Source organism: Undibacterium pigrum (assembly GCF_003201815.1).
GTDB lineage: Bacteria > Pseudomonadota > Gammaproteobacteria > Burkholderiales > Burkholderiaceae_D > Undibacterium > Undibacterium pigrum.
Genome location: NZ_QJKB01000011.1, coordinates 61872 through 80323, shown reverse-complemented (window position 1 = coordinate 80323; position 18452 = coordinate 61872). Strand labels below are relative to the sequence as shown.

The 18452-nt window shown below is 50.9% G+C and carries 18 protein-coding genes; 4 read left to right on the top strand and 14 right to left on the bottom strand.

Translation table 11 applies throughout. The features are described 5' to 3' along the window. Nucleotides 1-66: 66 nt before the first annotated feature. Entirely contained in the window at nt 67-2217 is a 2151-nt protein-coding gene (locus tag DFR42_RS23825) for a S9 family peptidase (protein ID WP_245937064.1), read from the bottom strand. Nucleotides 2218-2514: 297 nt separating this feature from the next. On the opposite strand from DFR42_RS23825, the gene gshA reads away from it, so the two are divergent. The 3 genes from gshA to DFR42_RS23810 all read left to right on the top strand — a co-directional run bounded on the left by gshA (nt 2515) and on the right by DFR42_RS23810 (nt 8133). Then, complete coding sequence (gene gshA / locus DFR42_RS23820) at nt 2515-4143, top strand: glutamate--cysteine ligase (protein ID WP_110257639.1); 1629 nt, start codon at nt 2515-2517, stop codon at nt 4141-4143. A 333-nt stretch (nt 4144-4476) separates the two neighbouring features. Beyond that, on the top strand, nt 4477-7464 hold the full coding sequence (locus tag DFR42_RS23815; RefSeq protein WP_110257554.1) for a tetratricopeptide repeat protein: 2988 nt from the start codon (nt 4477-4479) through the stop codon (nt 7462-7464). A gap of 60 nt (nt 7465-7524) precedes the next feature. Next, nucleotides 7525-8133 carry a TMEM175 family protein gene (locus DFR42_RS23810; RefSeq protein ID WP_110257553.1) on the top strand — a complete coding sequence of 203 codons (609 nt, stop codon included), beginning with the start codon at nt 7525-7527 and terminating at the stop codon, nt 8131-8133. Nucleotides 8134-8157: 24 nt separating this feature from the next. Here the strand turns inward: DFR42_RS23810 and DFR42_RS23805 are convergent, their stop codons facing one another. The 13 genes from DFR42_RS23805 to DFR42_RS23750 all read right to left on the bottom strand — a co-directional run bounded on the left by DFR42_RS23805 (nt 8158) and on the right by DFR42_RS23750 (nt 17308). Continuing rightward, nucleotides 8158-8382: a hypothetical protein gene (locus DFR42_RS23805; protein ID WP_110257552.1), complete on the bottom strand. Its 225-nt coding sequence runs from the start codon at nt 8380-8382 to the stop codon at nt 8158-8160. Between the two features lie 170 nt (nt 8383-8552). Then, the gene (locus tag DFR42_RS23800) at nt 8553-9344 is read right to left on the bottom strand and encodes a TIGR00266 family protein (RefSeq protein WP_110257551.1); all 792 of its coding nucleotides are present in this window, start codon (nt 9342-9344) and stop codon (nt 8553-8555) included. Nucleotides 9345-9484: 140 nt separating this feature from the next. After that, nucleotides 9485-10033 carry a cysteine hydrolase family protein gene (locus DFR42_RS23795; protein ID WP_110257550.1) on the bottom strand — a complete coding sequence of 183 codons (549 nt, stop codon included), beginning with the start codon at nt 10031-10033 and terminating at the stop codon, nt 9485-9487. 2 nt (nt 10034-10035) lie between these two features. Next, nucleotides 10036-10764 (bottom strand): metallophosphoesterase family protein, encoded by a 729-nt coding sequence (locus DFR42_RS23790; RefSeq protein WP_110257549.1) that lies wholly within the window; start codon nt 10762-10764, stop codon nt 10036-10038. 32 nt (nt 10765-10796) lie between these two features. Further along, nucleotides 10797-11324 (bottom strand): GNAT family N-acetyltransferase, encoded by a 528-nt coding sequence (locus tag DFR42_RS23785; RefSeq protein WP_110257548.1) that lies wholly within the window; start codon nt 11322-11324, stop codon nt 10797-10799. Nucleotides 11325-11359: 35 nt separating this feature from the next. Then, entirely contained in the window at nt 11360-11917 is a 558-nt protein-coding gene (locus DFR42_RS23780) for a helix-turn-helix domain-containing protein (RefSeq protein WP_110257547.1), read from the bottom strand. A gap of 80 nt (nt 11918-11997) precedes the next feature. Then, nucleotides 11998-13173, bottom strand: coding sequence for an aminotransferase class V-fold PLP-dependent enzyme (locus tag DFR42_RS23775; protein WP_170133657.1), 1176 nt, complete (start codon nt 13171-13173; stop codon nt 11998-12000). Nucleotides 13174-13283: 110 nt separating this feature from the next. Further along, nucleotides 13284-14447 carry a hypothetical protein gene (locus tag DFR42_RS23770; RefSeq protein WP_146218954.1) on the bottom strand — a complete coding sequence of 388 codons (1164 nt, stop codon included), beginning with the start codon at nt 14445-14447 and terminating at the stop codon, nt 13284-13286. Between the two features lie 57 nt (nt 14448-14504). After that, the gene (locus tag DFR42_RS23765) at nt 14505-15083 is read right to left on the bottom strand and encodes a DUF6151 family protein (protein WP_211324405.1); all 579 of its coding nucleotides are present in this window, start codon (nt 15081-15083) and stop codon (nt 14505-14507) included. A 2-nt stretch (nt 15084-15085) separates the two neighbouring features. Next, nucleotides 15086-15565: a group II truncated hemoglobin gene (locus DFR42_RS29330; RefSeq protein WP_170133656.1), complete on the bottom strand. Its 480-nt coding sequence runs from the start codon at nt 15563-15565 to the stop codon at nt 15086-15088. Next, on the bottom strand, nt 15562-15927 hold the full coding sequence (locus DFR42_RS29325; protein WP_170133655.1) for an antibiotic biosynthesis monooxygenase family protein: 366 nt from the start codon (nt 15925-15927) through the stop codon (nt 15562-15564). Before DFR42_RS29325 ends, DFR42_RS29330 begins: the two co-directional genes overlap by 4 nt. A 43-nt stretch (nt 15928-15970) precedes the next feature. Further along, on the bottom strand, nt 15971-16447 hold the full coding sequence (locus DFR42_RS23755; RefSeq protein WP_211324404.1) for an anthrone oxygenase family protein: 477 nt from the start codon (nt 16445-16447) through the stop codon (nt 15971-15973). Between the two features lie 24 nt (nt 16448-16471). Next, a complete protein-coding gene (locus DFR42_RS23750) occupies nt 16472-17308 on the bottom strand; it encodes an NAD(P)H-binding protein (protein ID WP_110257637.1) in 837 nt (278 codons plus the stop codon). Nucleotides 17309-17461: 153 nt separating this feature from the next. Between DFR42_RS23750 and DFR42_RS23745 the strand changes: the two genes are divergently transcribed. Next, complete coding sequence (locus tag DFR42_RS23745) at nt 17462-18430, top strand: AraC family transcriptional regulator (protein WP_110257543.1); 969 nt, start codon at nt 17462-17464, stop codon at nt 18428-18430. The last annotated feature ends 22 nt before the right edge of the window (nt 18431-18452 follow it).

Here is an 18452-nt window from a genome sequence, read left to right as displayed (position 1 = left end):
TGCCTTCATCATGAGATGAAGGCAGCATATCCCAGATCAATTTACCAGATCAATTTACCAGATCAATTATTCCTTGATATCCCATTGCGAGAACATCCAGGCCATATTGAAAGCACCTTCACGCAAGGCATCATAACGACCGGAAGCACCGCCATGGCCCGCTGCCATATTGGTTTTCAGCAGTAGCTGGTTTTTATCTGTTTTGTAGTCACGCAGTTTGGCAACGTATTTGGCAGGTTCCCAGTACATGACCTGGCTGTCATTCAAGCCCGTGGTCACCAGCATCGCCGGATAGGCCTTGCGGCTGATATTGTCGTAGGGTGAATAGCTGCGCATATAATCGTATGCCGGTTTTTCATTCGGGTTACCCCATTCCAGATATTCGCCTGTCGTCAAAGGCAGGCTGGCATCCATCATGGTGTTCATGACATCCACAAAAGGTACGGCCGCATGGACAGCGCGGAACAGATCAGGACGCATATTTACGACTGCACCCATCAGCAAACCACCGGCACTGCCACCCTGGATAATCAGTTTGTCAGGGCTGGTCCATTTTTGCTTGATGAGGTAGTCAGCACTGTCGATGAAATCATAAAAAGTATTTTTCTTTTTCATCAGCATGCCATCTTCATGCCAGTGCTCACCCATGTCACGGCCACCACGTATATGCGCCTGCACATAGATGACGCCACGGTCCAGCATGCTCAGGCGGCTGGAAGCAAATGTCGCTTCGGTTGAATAACCATAGCTACCATACGAGTACAACAGCAAGGGCGCAGAGCCATCCAGCTTCACGCCTTTTTTATACACGGCCCACAGTGGTACTTTGACACCATCGCGCGCTGTCATCCACAGGCGACGGCTTTCATATTTGCTGGCATCATAACCACCCACCACTTCCTGCTGCTTGAGCACGTAACGCTGACCTGTCGCCATGTCAACATCGAGTGTAGTAGGTGGCGTCACGGGGGACTGGTAAGACATGCGGAAACGGGTAGCAGTAAATTCCGGGTTGCTGGAACCCATGGCAAGATAGACCGGGTCATCAAACTTCACCGTCTTCCATTGCTTGCTGTTGAAGTCGTAGATGCGCGCACGATTCAGGGCCTGGGTCTTTTCAGTGATGACCATATAGTCTTTGAACAGATCAGCACCAAAGACCAGCACTTCAGGATCATGTTTGACCACTTCCTGCCAGTGCTTGCTGTCTGGTGTTGCCAGCGGCGCACGCACGACGCGGAAGTTTTTGGCATCTTTGTTGGTGACGATATACAAGTCGCCATTGCGGTGTTCCAGATGGTAGCGATGACCTTTTTCACGTCCCAGTACGCTGTGGAATTGCCCTTGTGGTTTGTCTGCCGCCAGCAGCATGACTTCACTGGTATCGGTGGCATGGATACTAACGACGATGAACTGCCTGTCGCGGGTGGTGCCGACCTGCAGGTCAAACTGCTCAACGGCTTCATGCAGGATTTCTACTGGTGGCTTGCCTATTTCCATGCGGAACAGGCGGTCAGAGCGTTTGGTGGTGGCATCTTCCTGCACAAAGAACAGCGTCTTGTTGTCTGCAGCCCAGGCCATGGATGTCACGCGTGGCTGGCTGTCGCTGAGTATGTCGCCAGTACGCAGATTTTTGATCTGCAATTGATACTGGCGGTAGCCTATGGTGTCGGTGGTATACGCGAGGAATTGTTCGTCGGGGCTGATGGCGTTGCCACCAACGGCAAAGAATTTTTGTCCCTTGGCCATTTCATTCTGGTCCAGCAGGATTTCTTCGGCGATTTTTTCATCATACGCCATGTCTGCGCCTGCACGTCGGCGGCAATACAGCTGGTATTGCTTGCCTGCTTCAGTACGCGAATAATAATAGTAATTACCCCGGCGCACAGGCACGGACAGGTCAACCTCTTTCATCCTGCCCTTGATTTCTGCATACAGCTTGTCTGCCAGCGGCTTGATGTCTGCTGTCAGGGCTTCGGTATAGGCATTCTCAGCATTGAGGTAGGCAATCACCTCAGGATTTTCTTTTTTCTGCAACCAGCGATAATCATCAGTGACGACTTCGCCATGACGGGTTTCCTGCCATTTGACCTTGGCAGCCATTGGTGGCACGGCAGCAGCAGCTGAGCTGGCAGGCTCAGCTGCCAGCACCATGCCAGAGCTTGCCAGGCCAAGTACACTGGCAGACATGAGTACAGACATTTTTTTGATCGACACTACAACTCCCTTGAATAAGAAAAATTGAGCAAATTGAGCAAATTAAAAAAAATTGGTAAAGCATTCTAAATGCGATGCCAACAAAACAAGAAATATTTTATGCATTGCTGCAATGCGGTACTTATTGAAGTTCATTGGCCTTGAAATTGCCTCGTCATAAGACTGTTATAAACTAAAAAAGTTTTCATATATGAAATTTGAGCAGGCTCGTATGCCATTTTCATTTTTCGGCTATGCTTGCTCGATATTTTTTGCAAATCTGATTGCAAAGACAACAAAATCCTGAAGGAAGACACCGTGAGCACTCTGTTAAACCAACGCCTGGCGCTACTCGATAGTGATGCAAACCGTCCTTTGCTGGCCCGTGGTTTACGTGGCATAGAGCGCGAGACCCTGCGCGTGCATGCCGATGGCAAGCTGGCTTTGACACCGCATCCAGCAGCGCTGGGTTCAGCCCTGACCAATCCACAGATCACGACTGATTACTCCGAATCCCTGCTGGAATTCATCACGCCAGCAGAGCCGGACATCGCCACGGCACTGGAAGAACTCGACAATATCCATCGCTTTGCCTATACCGTCATGGGCAATGAAATGTTGTGGCATCAGTCCATGCCCTGCAGCCTGCCGGAAGAAAAAGATATTCCTATTGCCTGGTATGGCAATTCACACATAGGCATGATCAAGCATGTCTATCGCCGTGGGCTGGCCCTGCGTTATGGCAAGAGCATGCAATGCATCGCCGGCATTCATTACAACTATTCGCTATCCGAAGATTTATGGAAAGTTTTGCAGCAGGCAGAACATACCAGCGACAGTGCCATGCATGTGCAGTCAGAAAATTATATTTCCCTGATACGCAATTTCCATCGCTATAGCTGGTTGCTGATGTATCTGTTCGGTGCCTCACCGGCCTTGTCCACGCCGTTCTTGCGTGGTCGCCCACATCAATTGGAAACCTTGTCGGAAGACACTCTGTATCTGCCTTATGCGACCAGCCTGCGCATGAGTGACCTGGGTTACCAGAACAATGCCCAGTCTGGCCTGGTGCCACCGTATAACACCCTGCTGGAATACATGCGCAGCCTGTCGCTGGCGGTGCGTCAGCCCTATCCTGATTATGAAAAAATAGGCACGCAGCAAAATGGCGAATGGGTACAGATCAATACCAATGTACTGCAGATAGAAAACGAGTTTTATGCCACGATACGACCCAAGCGCGTCATCAAGACAGGTGAGCGCCCGGTAGAGGCACTGTGCGCACGTGGCGTGCAATACATAGAAGTGCGCTGCATGGATGTCAATCCTTTCGACCCGCTGGGCATCAGCCTGGAGACTTCACGTTTTCTCGACGCCTTCCTGCTGTTTTGCGCCCTCGAAGAAAGTGCGCCAACCAACCAGGCTGAAGGCGATGAAAATGCCGAAAATTTTGCATTGACGGTCAAGCAGGGCCGCCGTCCCGGCCTGATGTTGTCGCGCCAGGGACAAGCGATATCGCTGCAAGACTGGGGCAAGGAATTACTCGAAAGAATCGCACCGGTAGCAGCCTTGCTGGATACCCAGCGCGGTGACACCTGCCACGCGCAGGCCATGCAGGTACAGACTGAGAAATTGCATCATCCTGAACTGACACCATCAGCCAAAGTGCTGGATGCGATACGCGCAGCTAACAATTCTTTCACCCAGTTTGCCTTGCAGCAAAGCACGCGCCTTGCAGAAGAATTCCGCGCCCGCCCACCAGCACCTGAGCAACTGGCCCTGTACACTAAAATGGCAGAAAAATCGCTGGCAGAACAGACTGAAATGGAAAGCGCACAAAGCGGCAGCTTTGATGAATTTATCGCACATTACGGCTCGCGTACTTCCAGCGAAATCTGTTGCGATGTGTTTGCCAGTAATATGCTAAAACAAACCATAGCCGTATAAGAACTTGTTGACGATCTGTAGCGAGCAGGCATCCAGATCACGCATATGCAATAAGATCGCAAGCAAGTTCCAGAGTCAGCTAAAAAGTAGTACATTAACAACAGGGGCAATTTATTGCCCCTGTTGTCTTTCTGCTGCAAACAATAATTTTCCGTAAAATTCATCAAAATTACTCATAGACGTAGCATGGTATTTTTTCCTTAGCCGAACCGGGAATAAAAGAGATATCAAGTAGTTTTATAGGCAAGATGTAAAATACCTGTATCAGCGCCAATGCAATGTTCTTAAGTTGCAATTGACGTACTGACATTTACTCAAATTTGGATATTATTCATGCTGAATTGGCTTAAAAAACAGTTTTCTTCCGCATCACAAGAAGAAACTACACCAGCAATCGACACCAGGCCAACGGAATCAGAACAATCGGAACAGGCAGCGGAACTGAAAATACAGGGAGATGCGTTTTTAAAACAAGGCAAACCATTCGAAGCACAGCAATGCTACGAGCAAGCGTTAGCCATAGCGCCAAAAGATGCAAGTCTCCATAATCAACTCGGTGACTTGTATTATGAACGTCGCGACCTGAAAGGAGCCGAATCGCATTATCGCCAGGCAGTTCATCTTCAGCCTGATTTTGTTAGCGCGCTCTTAAATCTTGGACTGACACTTGACGAATCAGGACAATTTCTTGAAGCCGAGTCTTTTTATCGCCAGATTATTTCCATCAAGCCGGACGAGGTATTGGCGCACTATAATTTGAGTGTGACCCTCGCATCACAAGGAAGGACAGAGGATGCGATTGCATCTTGCCGCCAGGCGCTTTCCATCCGGCCAAAATTTAGCCAGGCATATTTTCAACTAGCCAGCCTGCTGGGAATGCAGGGAGACGCCAACAATGCTGAAGAAGCACTTCGCCAGGCAATAGAATGTGATCCACAATTTGTTCAGGCACATTGGACCCTGGCCAACTTTCTTCAGCAACAAAACCGAATTCCAGAAGCGATACAAAAATACAGGGAAGTTTTGGAGCTTGCACCGCAATTTGATCAAGCGAGAGACTCCTTATTAGCCATTCTTTTTTCAACTCAACAATATTCTGAAGCAGAATCCATCTATAGAAAATTATGCCTGAGCACGCCTGAAGATGCAGGCATACAAAATAATCTGGGAGTCACTCTGAAAGCACAAGACAAGCTTGCAGATGCAGAAATATGCTTTAAGCTTGCCATACAACTTCGTCCTGATTTTGTTGAGGCTTATTCCAATCTTGGGGCGACGCAACTACAAAAAAATCAATTACAGGAGGCGGTCATCAGCTATCAGAAAGCTATTGACTACAAGCCGGCTTCACTAGAGTTCTACCCTGTACTTGCCAGAATATTGAGGCAACTCACGCGCATTGAGGAAGCCAGAAATTTGCTTTTGCATGCGATTAAACTGGATGGTAATTTTGCCCATGCTCATTTTGAACTGGGCCTGCTATATGAAGAGCAAGGTGAGCTGAGCAAAGCAGAAACAGAATTTCGCAAAACGATAGAATTGATGCCCGCGCACTCTGTCGCACATGGTTACTATGGTGTATTGCTGATGAATCAGGAGCGATACCAGGAAGCTGAAGCCAGTTTGCGACGCTGCATCCAGGAGCAGCCAAACGAAGCTGCCGCTCATGACAACCTGGGAATGGTTTTTTATTTGCAAAATAAATATTCCGAAGCTATTCCTCACTTCAAGAAAGCTCTGGAACTTAATCCGGTATTGGAAAATGCTTGGAATAATCTGGGTAGCACATACGTCAGAATGGAGCAGTGGAGTGACGCCGAGACCAATTACTGCAAGTCACTTCATATCAATCCCGACTCTCCGCTGACACACATTAACCTGGCCAGAATCTACCTGAACCAAAAAAAATTCTCCAAGGCAGAGGCCAGCTTCAAAGCAGCGCTCAAAGACAAGCCCGATGGTTTTGGAGATGCCTATACAATTCTGGGTACCATCTTGCAATACACCGGGCGACACATGGAAGCAATTGCTTGTTTTCGTAATGCGATTGCAAAAGATCCCGGTTTCATGGAAGCGCACAGCCATTTGCTATTTCAACTCGGTCTTGGCAATGCAGATTCCCCAGAAGAGTACCGTACAGAGGTGCTTGCCTATCAGAGCAAACTCGCTGCGGACAGCACACCGTACACAACATGGAAAGTATCACCTCAAATTAATCGCAGACTTCGTATTGGAGTGGTTTCTGCAGATATGGGAAATCACCCAGTGGGGTACTTCCTGGAAAATGTGACGAAGGAGTTTGATCTCCAGAAAATAGAACTGGTGGCATTTTCGAATAAAACCCGTAACGACAACGTCAATGCACGGCTGAGACAATATTTCAGCTCCTGGCATTCCATCGAGAACATCAGTGACCCAGTCGCAGCGGAAATGATACATGAACAGGGCATCGATATCCTGATCGATCTGGCGGGGCACACTGCTGAAAACCGTCTGCCAGTATTTGCCTGGAAGCCTGCGCCAGTACAATGTAGCTGGCTCGGCTATTTTGGAACCACTGGCGTGCCTGGCATGGATTATGTATTGGCAGACCACATCTCTGTGCCAGAACAGCACGAGGAATATTTTTCCGAAAAAATCTGGTATTTGCCGGAAACGCGTTTGTGTTTCACTCCCCCTGCCATACAGCCCAGCCTGGAGGTAGCAGCAAACCCATTACCCGCATTACTCAATAACTATATTACTTTCGCTTGCTTCCAGAGCACTGGCAAGTTGACTGACTTTACTCTTGCACTGTGGGCTCAGGTAATGCAAAGCCTGCCAGAAGCGCGTCTGAGATTGCAATGCAGAGAACTGGAAAATGCCGAAATACGTTTGCATACACAAGAACGTCTGCGTCAATTTGGCATAGCGCCTGAGCGTACTGAATTACATGGCCCTAGCTCACGCGAAGCCTATCTTGCCGCCCACAAGCAAGTGGATATGATACTTGATACCTTTCCTTATGCAGGCGGAACTACTACCTGCGAAGCTTTGTGGATGGGGATACCTACGCTGACATTGACAGGCACCACCATGGCGTCCAGGCAGGGCGCAAGCCTGCTCACTTATGCTGGTCTGAGTGACTGGATAGCCAAAGACAAAAATGAATTTGTCAGGCTTGCCATTTCACACTCCAGCGATCTTAATAAATTGTCGCAATTGCGTTCAACTTTAAGAAATCAGGTACTGGCCAGTCCTCTTTTTGATGCCACACGCTTTGCCCACAATCTGCAAGATGCCCTGATCGGAATATGGTCTGAATTTGCCAAAAAATTGTAAGACAGCTTTTTATAGAGTTAACAGTAAGGCAGTATTTTCGACGACTAATGGAGATAGCAAATGAATATGCAATTCGGTATCCACAAGCACAGGATGGAAGCATTGGTCGATGGCGTATTTGCGATTGCCATGACCATACTGGTACTGGAAGTTAAAGTACCTGAGCTGGAAAATCCACGCGATGGCGCTGCCTTATTGCATGCATTGCAGCATCATTTGTATATCATCATCGCGTATTTCATCAGCTTTGCCATGCTGGGTCTGTTCTGGGTCTGGCATCACAGGCTGGCAAGCAAGGTCAAGGAAATCGATGGCAGCCTGGTACTGTGCAGCCTGGCATTTTTATCGCTGATCTGCTTCTTTCCTTTTGCTGCAGCCTTGTTCGGGCGCTATGTGTTTTATACACCGACCGTCCTGATCGTGTATCTGCCTGTAGTGGGGCTGATACTACTGTCACAGGCCCTGTATTTCTACCTCGCTATCAAACGCAAACTCATCCATGAAGATGTCAGTGCTGACGCCGTGCGTTCAGCCCACAAGCATAATCTGTATGCCTGTGGCATTTTCAGCCTGACTGCGATACCGGCAGCACTGGTGGCAGGTATCGCCACCGCAGCAGTCTGTGCCGTACTTGGTGGCTTGCTGATCTGGCGTGCCATCAAGGCTTGACAGAGTTTGAAGGGGCATTAGAGTTTATTTCTTTTCCGTGCCCTTGGTGCGCAAGTCTTCACGCTGTTTTTCATATTGTTCGTAAGTGGTCTTGTTTTGTTGCAGGCAAGTCTTGCGCTCATTCCAGTCCTGGATTTTTTCGCATTGGCGCTGGTTGGAATCCTGCCCTATGTCATAGACGACGGCACAACCAGTCATGAGCAGCTGGCTGCCCAAAATCAGGCTCAGGAGGAATGTTTTTTTAAACATGAAAGACTCACAAAATAAGGAAAATAAAAGAAGTAGCTGAATATAGCGCTCACGATAGACAGGTGTAAACCACTTTTAGTTCCAGACAGCTGAAATTTTGCGGCATTAAAAAGTACAGAGGGCTGTCCATGTCTGACATGGACAGCCCTCTGTTTTTAAGAAATATCCGTTTATTTTTCTTCGAACAAATTACCCAGGCTACCCAGTACCGAGCCTTGCTCGCCGCCTTTATTACCACCCATGGTCGATGCGCCAACAATGCGGTTGGCCAGACGTGCCAGAGGCAGAGATTGCAGCCAGACTTTACCCGGCCCGCGCAGATGCGCGAAGAACATGCCTTCTCCACCAAACAGGGCGGTTTTGACGCCACCAACAAACTTGATGTCAAAATCCACTTCCTGCGTGAAAGCCACCACGCAGCCACTATCGACACGCAGGGTTTGGCCGGGATTCAAAGTCTTCTCTATGATAGCGCCACCGGCATGGACAAACGCCAGGCCATCACCTTCGAGTTTTTGCAGGATAAAACCTTCGCCACCAAAGAAACCCGCACCCAGACGTTTTTGAAAGGCAATCCCCAGAGACACGCCCTTGGCCGCACAAAGAAAAGCGTCTTTCTGGCACAGTAACGTGCCACCCAGCTGGTCCAGATGCATGGGGATGATTTTGCCAGGATAGGCCGCACCAAAGGCGACTTTTCTCTTACCCGAGCCTTCATTCATGAAGACGGTAGTGAACAGGGATTCACCAGTCACCAGACGTTTGCCTGCGCCCAGCAATTTACCGAGGATGCCACTTTGGCTGGCCGAGCCATCACCAAAAATGGTTTCCATCTGAATATTATCTTCCATGTAAAACATGGTGCCGGCTTCACCTATGGCAGCCTCACCAGGGTCGAGTTCCACTTCGACGAATTGCATGTCGTCGCCAAAAATTTTATAGTCTATGACATCCATGGCCATGATGATTTCCCATTGAATAAAAATGAATCCGCAAACCCGCGCGGCTTGATGGGCATTCTATGAAATTTTTGGCGTTCAGGGTAGGTCTTTGATGCGGTAATCTTTTGATGAAATTACCGCCATGTGGCGGGAAAAAATCTTTAGTTCAGCAAACTCGCAGTATCAACTATCGTCGCATATTCACCCCGTAAATTGCTGAGTGCGTTGATATGCACCTCTTCTGCCGTCTGTGCTTTGCCATGCAAATCCAGCCTGTCAAAACTGAAGCAGGCGTCTGCTACCACTGTGGTAGCAAAGCCGAGATTGCCCGCGCTACGGGCTGTGGCTTCGACCGACATATTGGTGCTGACACCGACGATTACCAGATCTTTGATACCACGCACATGCAGCCAGCGTTCCAGACCCGTATTGACAAAGGCATCAGTCACATTTTTTTCGACCACATGCTCACTGGCCAATGGCAGCAAATTCTCTTGAAATTCATTGCCTGCCTGCCCTGGCCAGAATACCGATGTTGGTGAGCGCGACATGTGGCGCACATGGACAATTGGCCTGCCTGCCGCACGCCATGCCAGCAACAACTGGTGTATGTTTGCTTCTGCAGCCGGATTATTCCTGCGACCAGATTTGGGATCAGCCATGCCACGCTGCATGTCGATGATGATCAGGGCTGTATCTTGCTTAGTCATATTTATCCGTTCATGTATCCACTACTTAAGGCACTGACCCAGTCTGCACGTCCACGCAAGGCCGCCAGTTCTGCCATGTGTTGCCAGGCATAGGGGACATTGATCAGGCTGGCTGTCCAGCCATGCTGCATCTTTTCCAGGATGGCATAACGCGCATCCGGTGAGCCAGATTCTATCTTGTGCTGGTAAGGGTAATCATATTCATAGGCCGGGTGGCCGACACTGCCGGGATTAAGGATAAGCTGCCCTGCCGCGGTCCGCACACTGCGTGCCACATGGCTATGACCGCAAGCGATTACACTGGCAGTTTGCTGTCCCAGTCTTTCCTGTATTTCCTGCGTCGTGGCATTTCTGTCTGCCACCTGCAGCAAGGTAGTGGTGTCACTGGCTGGTGTGCCATGGCAGAGCAAAACTTCTGCATTCAATTGCAGCACGGGCATCAGGCTGGCTATCCATGTTTTTTGTTCTGCCGTGATTTGCTGGTGTGCATACGCATCGCCAGCACCCGAGCGTTCATTCAATTCCAGAATCTGACGTTCATGATTGCCTGCCAGATGTACCCAGCCCGCTTGCGCCATCAGGAAATCTGCTGTCTCCTTTGGCAGCAAGGGGCCAGACAGACTGTCGCCCAGATTGACTACCTGATCAACACCACGCAAAACCAGATCGGCAGCTACTGCTTCCAGTGCGGCCAGATTACCGTGTATATCTGAAATCACTGCAATGCGCATGGCTACCTGCTCCGTTATATTTGCTATATCTGTTATAGCTGCTTATGAAAGAAAGTTGTCCCGCAAAATTCGCCGTCAGGCATGAGAGCGTAATTAGGTACTACACCCACTTTCTGCCAGCCTGCGCGTTCATACAGGCCTTCGGCAGCGCCGCCAGTGACCGTATCCAGCACCAGTACCGTCTTGCCCTCAGCTATGGCAGCTTGTTCAACCGCAGCCATCAGGGCTTGTGCAATACCGCGACGCCTGGCCTTCCTGTGTACCAGCATCTTGGCAATATCAGCCCGGTGTGGCTGGTTGTCTGGCATGGCCGTGATCAATTGTACCGTGCCTATAATATCGCTGCTGTCATCCCTGGCGACCAGCAAGATACGCTCCTTGCGCGCTATGCCATCAGCTACGCCCTGCCAGAATTGCAGGGCGCGCTCACGAGGCAATGGCCACATGAAGCTGACAGATGCACCACCAGCGACGCAATCGATCAATACATCAGCCAGTGCTGCTACGCTGGCCTGCGCTTCTGCTGCATCGAGAATCTGGATGTGGACTTGCTCAGACATGATTTACTCCGTGAATTGAAAACAGAATGAAGTCGCTACTTGCATAGCGCAACCAGATAGCGTGCCGCGACTTTTCCAGGATTATGGAAAGTTATCGGCTTATCCAGCGCCATGGCAAGACAATCGCCGGCACCCAAATCCCAGGTTTGCTCGCCGACATGCAGGCGCATCTCGCCCTCCAGTATCCAGACTTGCTGCTGTATATCCACATCGCGGTGAAAGCTGTCATAGCGCACCGTCTGGCCAGCCGGAAATGTCACTTCCACCAGTTGCAGGGCTGAAGGCAAGGCAGGTGAAAGATTGCGGCGCATATAGCCGGAGGCAGGATCGGTCCAGCACACCTGCTCAGCTTGGCGCGATACGGGCGAGGCCACGGCAGCAGGTGTGCTGTCTTCAAACAGGGAAGCCAGCGTCACACCCAGGCCCACGGCCAGCTTGTCTAGCGCTGCCGCCGTGGGGCTGCTCTCACCCCGCTCTATGAGGGAAATATTGGAACGGCTGACACCACTGCGCTTGGCCAGCGCATCGAGCGACAGCTTTTGTTGATCGCGCAATTCGCGCACCCTGCGGGCAATAATCGTATTGATATCCATAATTTCCATTATATAGGATATTGAAGTCCTGTAAACTGGAAATTATTTCTATTACTCCTTGCGACCACGTCCCGCCGAGATCAGGCTTGTGTCAGTTGCCTGATCGCGGCTACCAGCTTGTCGAGGTCATCCAGACTGGTATACAGATGCGGCGTTACCCTGACGATGTCCTGGCCATCCAGTTCCCGGGTGACGGTGAATATCTTATGCTCGCGCATGAGATAGTCAACGATGGCATGGCCAGAATTGCCCGCGATGCCAAAACCAGCAATCGCGCAAGAGCGTTGCGGGTCAGTCGGAGTAAAAATGCGCACATCTGGTAAATCACGCACCTGGTTTACCCAGTATTGCGTCAGGTAACGCAGACGTGCTTCCTTGTTGGCAGAGCCTATGGATTCATGGAATTTGAGCGCATCCAGCACGGTCAGCACATTCGCTGGCGGCACTGTGCCGACTTGCGTGAATTTGAAAATCTCATTGTCGGCAAACCTGGCATTGCCAAACAGAGGGGCGATATCAACCACCCGACTCTTGCGTATATACAGCAGGCCCACACCCAGCGGCACACCCAGCCATTTGTGCAAGTTCACTGCGACAAAATCTGCCCCCAGTTCAGTCATGCGATAGTTGAGGTGGGCAAAGGAATGCGCAGCGTCCACCATGACATCCACCCCATGCCTTTTGGCCATGGCCGTAATTTTGGCGACCGGCATGATCTGCCCTGTCCTGTGCACGATGTGAGTGACCAGTATCAGTTTGGTTTTAGGTGTAATCGCCTGTTCATACGTGGCTACAATATCTTCATCACTGACTGGGTCCAGTGGCAATTGCAGATGCCGCAGTTGTATCTGCTTGCGCTGCTCCAGCATGAGCAGGGTATCAATCACGATATCGTAATCATGCGTGGCGAGCACGACTTCATCACCCGCCTGCAAAGGATATCCCTGCAGCAGGATATTCATGCCCTCAATGAGATTGCGCGTCAGTACCAGCTCACCTTCATCCACACCACAAAAATCCTTGAGCGCCTGCATGACTTGTACAAACAGCGGTGCATAGCGCACACGCAAAAAATACGAAGTCTCAGCATTCACCTGAGCCTGATAGCGCTGGAATGCCTCAAACACAGGTCGTGCCTGCACGCCGAAATAGCCATTTTCCAGGTTGATAAATTCTGTTGAGACGGTGTACTGGTCACGGATATCTGACCAATAGACCTCATCATCTTCTGCAATGGGATGCAAATTATTAGACAAAACAAAACTCCTATTGATCAGTGCACAGTAAGTATATGAATGATATACCTTCATTCACATGCGGGCTCTATGTAAAGATATGCGCAAAGATCAAAAGTTCCCGAAACAGCTCAGCAACCCGTGTTGTATTTGTCAGTAATGCCGGTGCTATTGTCCGGCAGCAGGAACTTGTTGGCATGCTCACCATCGCTCCAGCGGTTATCTGACCAGCAGTTGCCGTTCTTGCGGTAATTCGCAAATTTGGGGCCGCGGTAGATGGCTGGAGTATAGTCGGGATCGTATCCATCTACCCATGCCCATCGATTGCCGGAAACCTTCATGTTCATGGTTGGCACGTTCATGGGCGCGTGCAAGCCTATCCCTCCCCCTTTGCCTATCACAATGTAGTTGTTCTCGATCACGATCTTGTTATAGCCAGTAGAAGCATTCTGCGCACCGTCGGAATACATGGCGATCAGGCCAGACTGCGTACCATTCTGCTCGCCATTCCATTGCAGGCGATTGCGGGAAATGTTGAGCCCGGATTGTCCGCCCCAGGTCTGGATGCCATCTACGTGGTCACCTGTATTGCCCGGGTCAACCGCAATCCAGGATTCGCTGATGATGACATTGTTGCTGTAGATATTTTCCAGGCCACTGTGCGGAAAGTAACAACGATGGCAGATACTCAATGCGGGCTGCCGTCCATCCTTGGCACCGACGGTATTAAAAGCACTGAGTTCGCTGTACAGTGCTGCGCCGCCATCCTTGCTGCCTTTGGGATGGTTCAGCAGCAGGCTGCCCTTGCTGCCGCGCAGCACCAGCCAGCCGGAATTAACTACCACCTCGCTACTCAGGTTCACGCCCTGCAGCACCACCGTACCGGCTGGAAAACTATAACCATCAATGACTTCAACACCGGGACCAACGACGCGGGCATGATCACTCCAGCCATTAAGTGGTGTACCAGAAAAAGTACCGCCGGGAACATCTGCGAAACTGCTGATGGCAATCCCGGCAGGCCCTACCATCTCCGGTGTCAACTGCATGCCGTGAGTGATCGTGCCACTGGCTGGCAGGACCACCAGGCTGTGGGGTGCCGGGGGCACAGTGATAGTGGCTGGTGCGACTGGTGTGATTGGTGCGGCTGATGCAAGCGGTGCCGCCGCCGGAACTCTGCTTTCATCTCCACCACCACAAGCAGTCAGAGTGAGGGAGGCTATCAAAGTCATCGCAAGGACAATATTGCTTGATATACCGGAATGCATGGATGAAGTCTCGAAATAATTATTCATGATATTGAGATTTTTTTACCAGTAGTGAATCGGCGACGTTGTGCTTAATGTTGCGGCTTATTGCTGTGGCCTATTGCTGTCATCAAGTACCAAGGGGATGACGCGTGGCTCACCTGTCGTACTGAACAGCTCAGAATTTTTGTAGCGACCGCTGATGCGTGTCGTCGCAAGTATCCACATAAATCGCGCAATGACACCTGGCAGGCCACGCTGCACTGGCTTTGGGTCACCCAGTGCTGAGTCAGTACTCACCAGGGCGATGTTTGTTCCAAAATCCTGATCCATCCTGCTTCGATCCAGCGCCACATGAATCAGTCCTATGAATGACACTTTATGATCAGCCACCGTGTTACCTATGGGACTGTTGCAGCATGCTGCATACCAGCGAAGCATGCCTGTTTCACTGAGACGCACGGCGGCGAGTTGATCCTCACCTTGCGAGAAATGCAGGCGTGGCTGTGCCACTTGTACAATCTCAGTGCCACCTTGCTTATCAAGAATTTCATCAGCTTTACCAAGAAAATGCGCAAAGGCGCGACAATCCTTGCAATAGCAAATGAGTCTGTTGTGGACTCCCCGTCCTTCAAGCTGGCCGCGCAAAGTACCGCATTTGCATTGTATTGCGTGCTTCTTCATCATTACTCCTTGGGTATTATGTATGGGCCTTTCACTTCACCCCAGCCCCACTTTGGCATGGATGCATTTTCATCCACCGAAGCACCCGCTTGTGAATTGATGACTGCCAGCCGTGAGCCCCATTCCAGATAGCCAACCAGCGCGGAGCGAAATTCTGGATCGTCAGGCATGCCCAGTTCATCAGCCGTCTCCAGTAACAAGCCTACCCAGCGTCTACGCTGTTCTTGTGTCAGGTGACGATTGAGATGTTGCTTGACCATATGCGGATGGCCGCCGTATTGCTCTGAGTAAGCCGCTGGTCCACCGAGCACTTCACCAAGAAATACGGCAACGTGCGCCGGATGATCTGCCCCCATATGCGCGAAGACAGGGCCTAGCAATGCATCAGCCTTGACGTGCAAATAGAAACGAGTGGTCAGCCGGTTCAACGTCTCAATGCCACCGACCCAGTCGTATAAGCTGGGAACATTTTGAATTGTCATAACATACCTCGCTTGTCCTTTGATAAGACGACTGAGGTCAGCGCATAGTGCTGCATTTCCTCAATTTGATTGATATAAGGCTTGATGGCAGCAAGAAAACTGGCAAACTCCGGCCCGCGCCGGAAACCTGTCAGGTGACCGTCTATCGAATCCCACTCTATGCGCAGGATGTAGCGGTCTTGCTCTTCGACACAGCGGGAGAGTTCATAGCCCAGGCAGTTTGGTGAAGCCTTGAGTGATGAGGCGGCAGTTTGATAGGCGGCTTCGAAAGCAACCGCAGCAACCGCAGCAGCAGCTGCAATATTTCCCCCGGATTGTGCCGGGCTTCCAGTGAGTTTGTAGCGTATGTATTCAACGATCATGTGTTCTCCAAATGCGTGTTCTGGATCTTGCATAATTCAAATATCAGCATCTCTTCAGCAAGGCTATCGTCAGGGCAACGGAGCTGGCCAGCGCCGCGATGGTGCGCACGTGATTCCAGCGCGTCCATTCGGTCAGATAACCGGCCCACAGCCTGGCAGCTTCTGTGCTGTCTGGCACAACTGCAGCCAGTGCCTCGTTGCGTGGCACGTTAAAGGCTATGGTCACGCCCAGCGTACCCAGCAAATACAATAGTCCTCCGGCAAAGACATAAGCGGAGTTAGTTTCTTGCCAACGAAAGATTACCATGGTGATCAAAACCCCGCTTAACACTGCCATGCCCAGAAAGGGCGTCATGAACCAGGGATTGATGACAACGATATTGATCGATTGCATGGCCGAAATACCCTGGGCTGGCGACAAGGCACTTAGTGCTTTCATCACCAGTACAGAGAAGGCAAAAAAGAAGCCTGCCATCAGCCCGCCGCCAAGGGCGGAGACGAATACGAGGGAATTAATCATGCTGTTCATTTTTATGATTGTGGTTCATGCTTGCGATCTGTCGTTCCAGATGCCGCTCTGCGCCGTGGTGCGCACATAGTCAGCAAATTCACGCGCTGGCCGCCCCAATGCCCGGCTCACACCATCAGCCAGCGATGTATTGCGGCCATCAAGTACCTCGGAGAAAAGGTAGTTGATGAGTTTTATCGTATCCCTATCCAGCTGCGCCTGTTCCAGCGCACTGGTGTAGTCGGCACTAGAAACTGATATGAAATCTATCTTCCGCCCGGTAGCATGAGCAATCTCGCTAATTGCTTGTCTGAAGGTCCACAAGCGTGGCCCGGTTAATTCATAAAGCTGATCTATATGACGGTCTTCAGTCAATGCCGCAGCGGCGACATCGGCAATATCATCAACATCAAGAAATGGTTCAGCAACATCAGTAACAGGTAAAGCTACTACACCAGCAAGTACAGGTTCCAGAAAATGCCCTTCACTGAAATTCTGTGCGAACCAGCTGGCGCGTAATATTGTCCATTCGAGACCAGAATGACGCACTATATCTTCGCACTGTTGTGCTTCTGGCTCACCCCGGCCAGACAGCAAGACCAGGCGGCGTACACCAAGACTGGCTGCCAGATCAGTGAATGCCTGTATCGCTTCTGGCGCACCCGGAACAGCCAGATCGGGATAAAAGCTGACATATGCCGCCCTGACACCCTGAAGTGCCGCACTCCAGGTGCTGCGATCAGACCAGTCGAATGGCGTAGCGCCGGACCGCGACCCCAGGCGCAGCGGCAGATTGCGTTCAGCCAGACGCGCTGCTACCCGCTGTCCTGTTTTCCCGGTACTACCAATGACAAGTATGGCTTGCGTGGACATCAAGTGCTCCTCCAGGTTGGTGTCACACTGGCTGGTGACGATGATGCTATTATCCGGCGGGCATGCAATACAGACTATGTCTGAACGTCTCGCTTTCATGCTCATTCGTCCAGCTGAATGAGTGAATGTCCTCGTTTGCCATATACTGGAACCATGATAAATCTCCCAGTCAAAGATGACCCTGTCGGTGAAGCCCTGCATTTTTTGCGCATGAGTGGAAGCTTTTACTGTCGTTCTGAACTTACAGCCCCCTGGGCAATGGAACTGCCTGCCTTCAAGGATTGCCTGATGTTCCACGCCGTTACGGCAGGTGAGTGTTTGCTGGAAGTAGACGGTAATCATTCTTGCCTGCTCAAGCCAGGTGACCTGGCACTGGTGCCGCATGGTGCCGGGCATGTACTGGCGAGTGCACCGGGTGTGCCAGCCATCAGGCTGTTCGACATGCCACGCCGATCCATCAGTAACTCTTATGAAACCATCAGTCATGGTGAAGGTGGTGCTAGCACCAGCATGATTTGCGCCCTGGTGCATTTTGATCATCCGGCAGCGCAGCAACTGATACGCTTGCTGCCCAAACTTATCCACATCGATAGCTGGAAATCTTCAGAGATGGAATGGATACAAAGCACGCTGCGTTTCATTGCTGCCGAAGCACAGCAATTGAATGCGGGCGGGGAAACAGTGATCACGCGGCTGGCAGACATCCTCGTCATACAAACCATACGCGCCTGGATTGCACGTGATCCGGCAGCACAGACCGGCTGGCTGGGTGCATTACGCGACAAGCAAATTGGCCGGGCGATTGCCATGATACATCGCGAACCCGGACGCAGCTGGACGGTGGCGGACCTGGCCAGTGCCGTGGCGATGTCACGTTCGGCCTTTTCTGCACGCTTCACCCAACTGGTTGGTGAACCTGTCATGCAGTACGCCATGCACTGGAAAATGCAGACAGCACTGACACAATTGCGTGAATCCAGAGTCCCGGTCGCCGTGCTGGCAAGCCAGCTGGGCTATGATTCCGAGGCGGCATTCAGCCGGGCATTCAAACGTGTGCTTGGTATTTCTCCAGGGGCTGCAAGAAAAAATACGGTGAGCCATGCTCCGATGCTGGAAGCTTGAGGATTGCCAGCAAAATCTGTCA

Excerpts from the sequence above, each read along its gene's own strand:
- DFR42_RS23815 (WP_110257554.1), top strand. The coding sequence starts at position 4,477 with ATGCTGAATTGGCTTAAAAAACAGTTTTCTTCCGCATCACAAGAAGAA.
- DFR42_RS23810 (WP_110257553.1), top strand. The coding sequence starts at position 7,525 with ATGAATATGCAATTCGGTATCCACAAGCACAGGATGGAAGCATTGGTC.
- DFR42_RS23805 (WP_110257552.1), bottom strand. The coding sequence starts at position 8,382 with ATGTTTAAAAAAACATTCCTCCTGAGCCTGATTTTGGGCAGCCAGCTG.
- DFR42_RS23800 (WP_110257551.1), bottom strand. The coding sequence starts at position 9,344 with ATGGCCATGGATGTCATAGACTATAAAATTTTTGGCGACGACATGCAA.
- DFR42_RS23795 (WP_110257550.1), bottom strand. The coding sequence starts at position 10,033 with ATGACTAAGCAAGATACAGCCCTGATCATCATCGACATGCAGCGTGGC.
- DFR42_RS23790 (WP_110257549.1), bottom strand. The coding sequence starts at position 10,764 with ATGCGCATTGCAGTGATTTCAGATATACACGGTAATCTGGCCGCACTG.
- DFR42_RS23785 (WP_110257548.1), bottom strand. The coding sequence starts at position 11,324 with ATGTCTGAGCAAGTCCACATCCAGATTCTCGATGCAGCAGAAGCGCAG.
- DFR42_RS23780 (WP_110257547.1), bottom strand. The coding sequence starts at position 11,917 with ATGGATATCAATACGATTATTGCCCGCAGGGTGCGCGAATTGCGCGAT.
- DFR42_RS23770 (WP_146218954.1), bottom strand. The coding sequence starts at position 14,447 with ATGAATAATTATTTCGAGACTTCATCCATGCATTCCGGTATATCAAGC.
- DFR42_RS23765 (WP_211324405.1), bottom strand. The coding sequence starts at position 15,083 with ATGAAGAAGCACGCAATACAATGCAAATGCGGTACTTTGCGCGGCCAG.
- DFR42_RS29330 (WP_170133656.1), bottom strand. The coding sequence starts at position 15,565 with ATGACAATTCAAAATGTTCCCAGCTTATACGACTGGGTCGGTGGCATT.
- DFR42_RS29325 (WP_170133655.1), bottom strand. The coding sequence starts at position 15,927 with ATGATCGTTGAATACATACGCTACAAACTCACTGGAAGCCCGGCACAA.
- DFR42_RS23755 (WP_211324404.1), bottom strand. The coding sequence starts at position 16,447 with ATGATTAATTCCCTCGTATTCGTCTCCGCCCTTGGCGGCGGGCTGATG.
- DFR42_RS23750 (WP_110257637.1), bottom strand. The coding sequence starts at position 17,308 with ATGTCCACGCAAGCCATACTTGTCATTGGTAGTACCGGGAAAACAGGA.
- DFR42_RS23745 (WP_110257543.1), top strand. The coding sequence starts at position 17,462 with ATGATAAATCTCCCAGTCAAAGATGACCCTGTCGGTGAAGCCCTGCAT.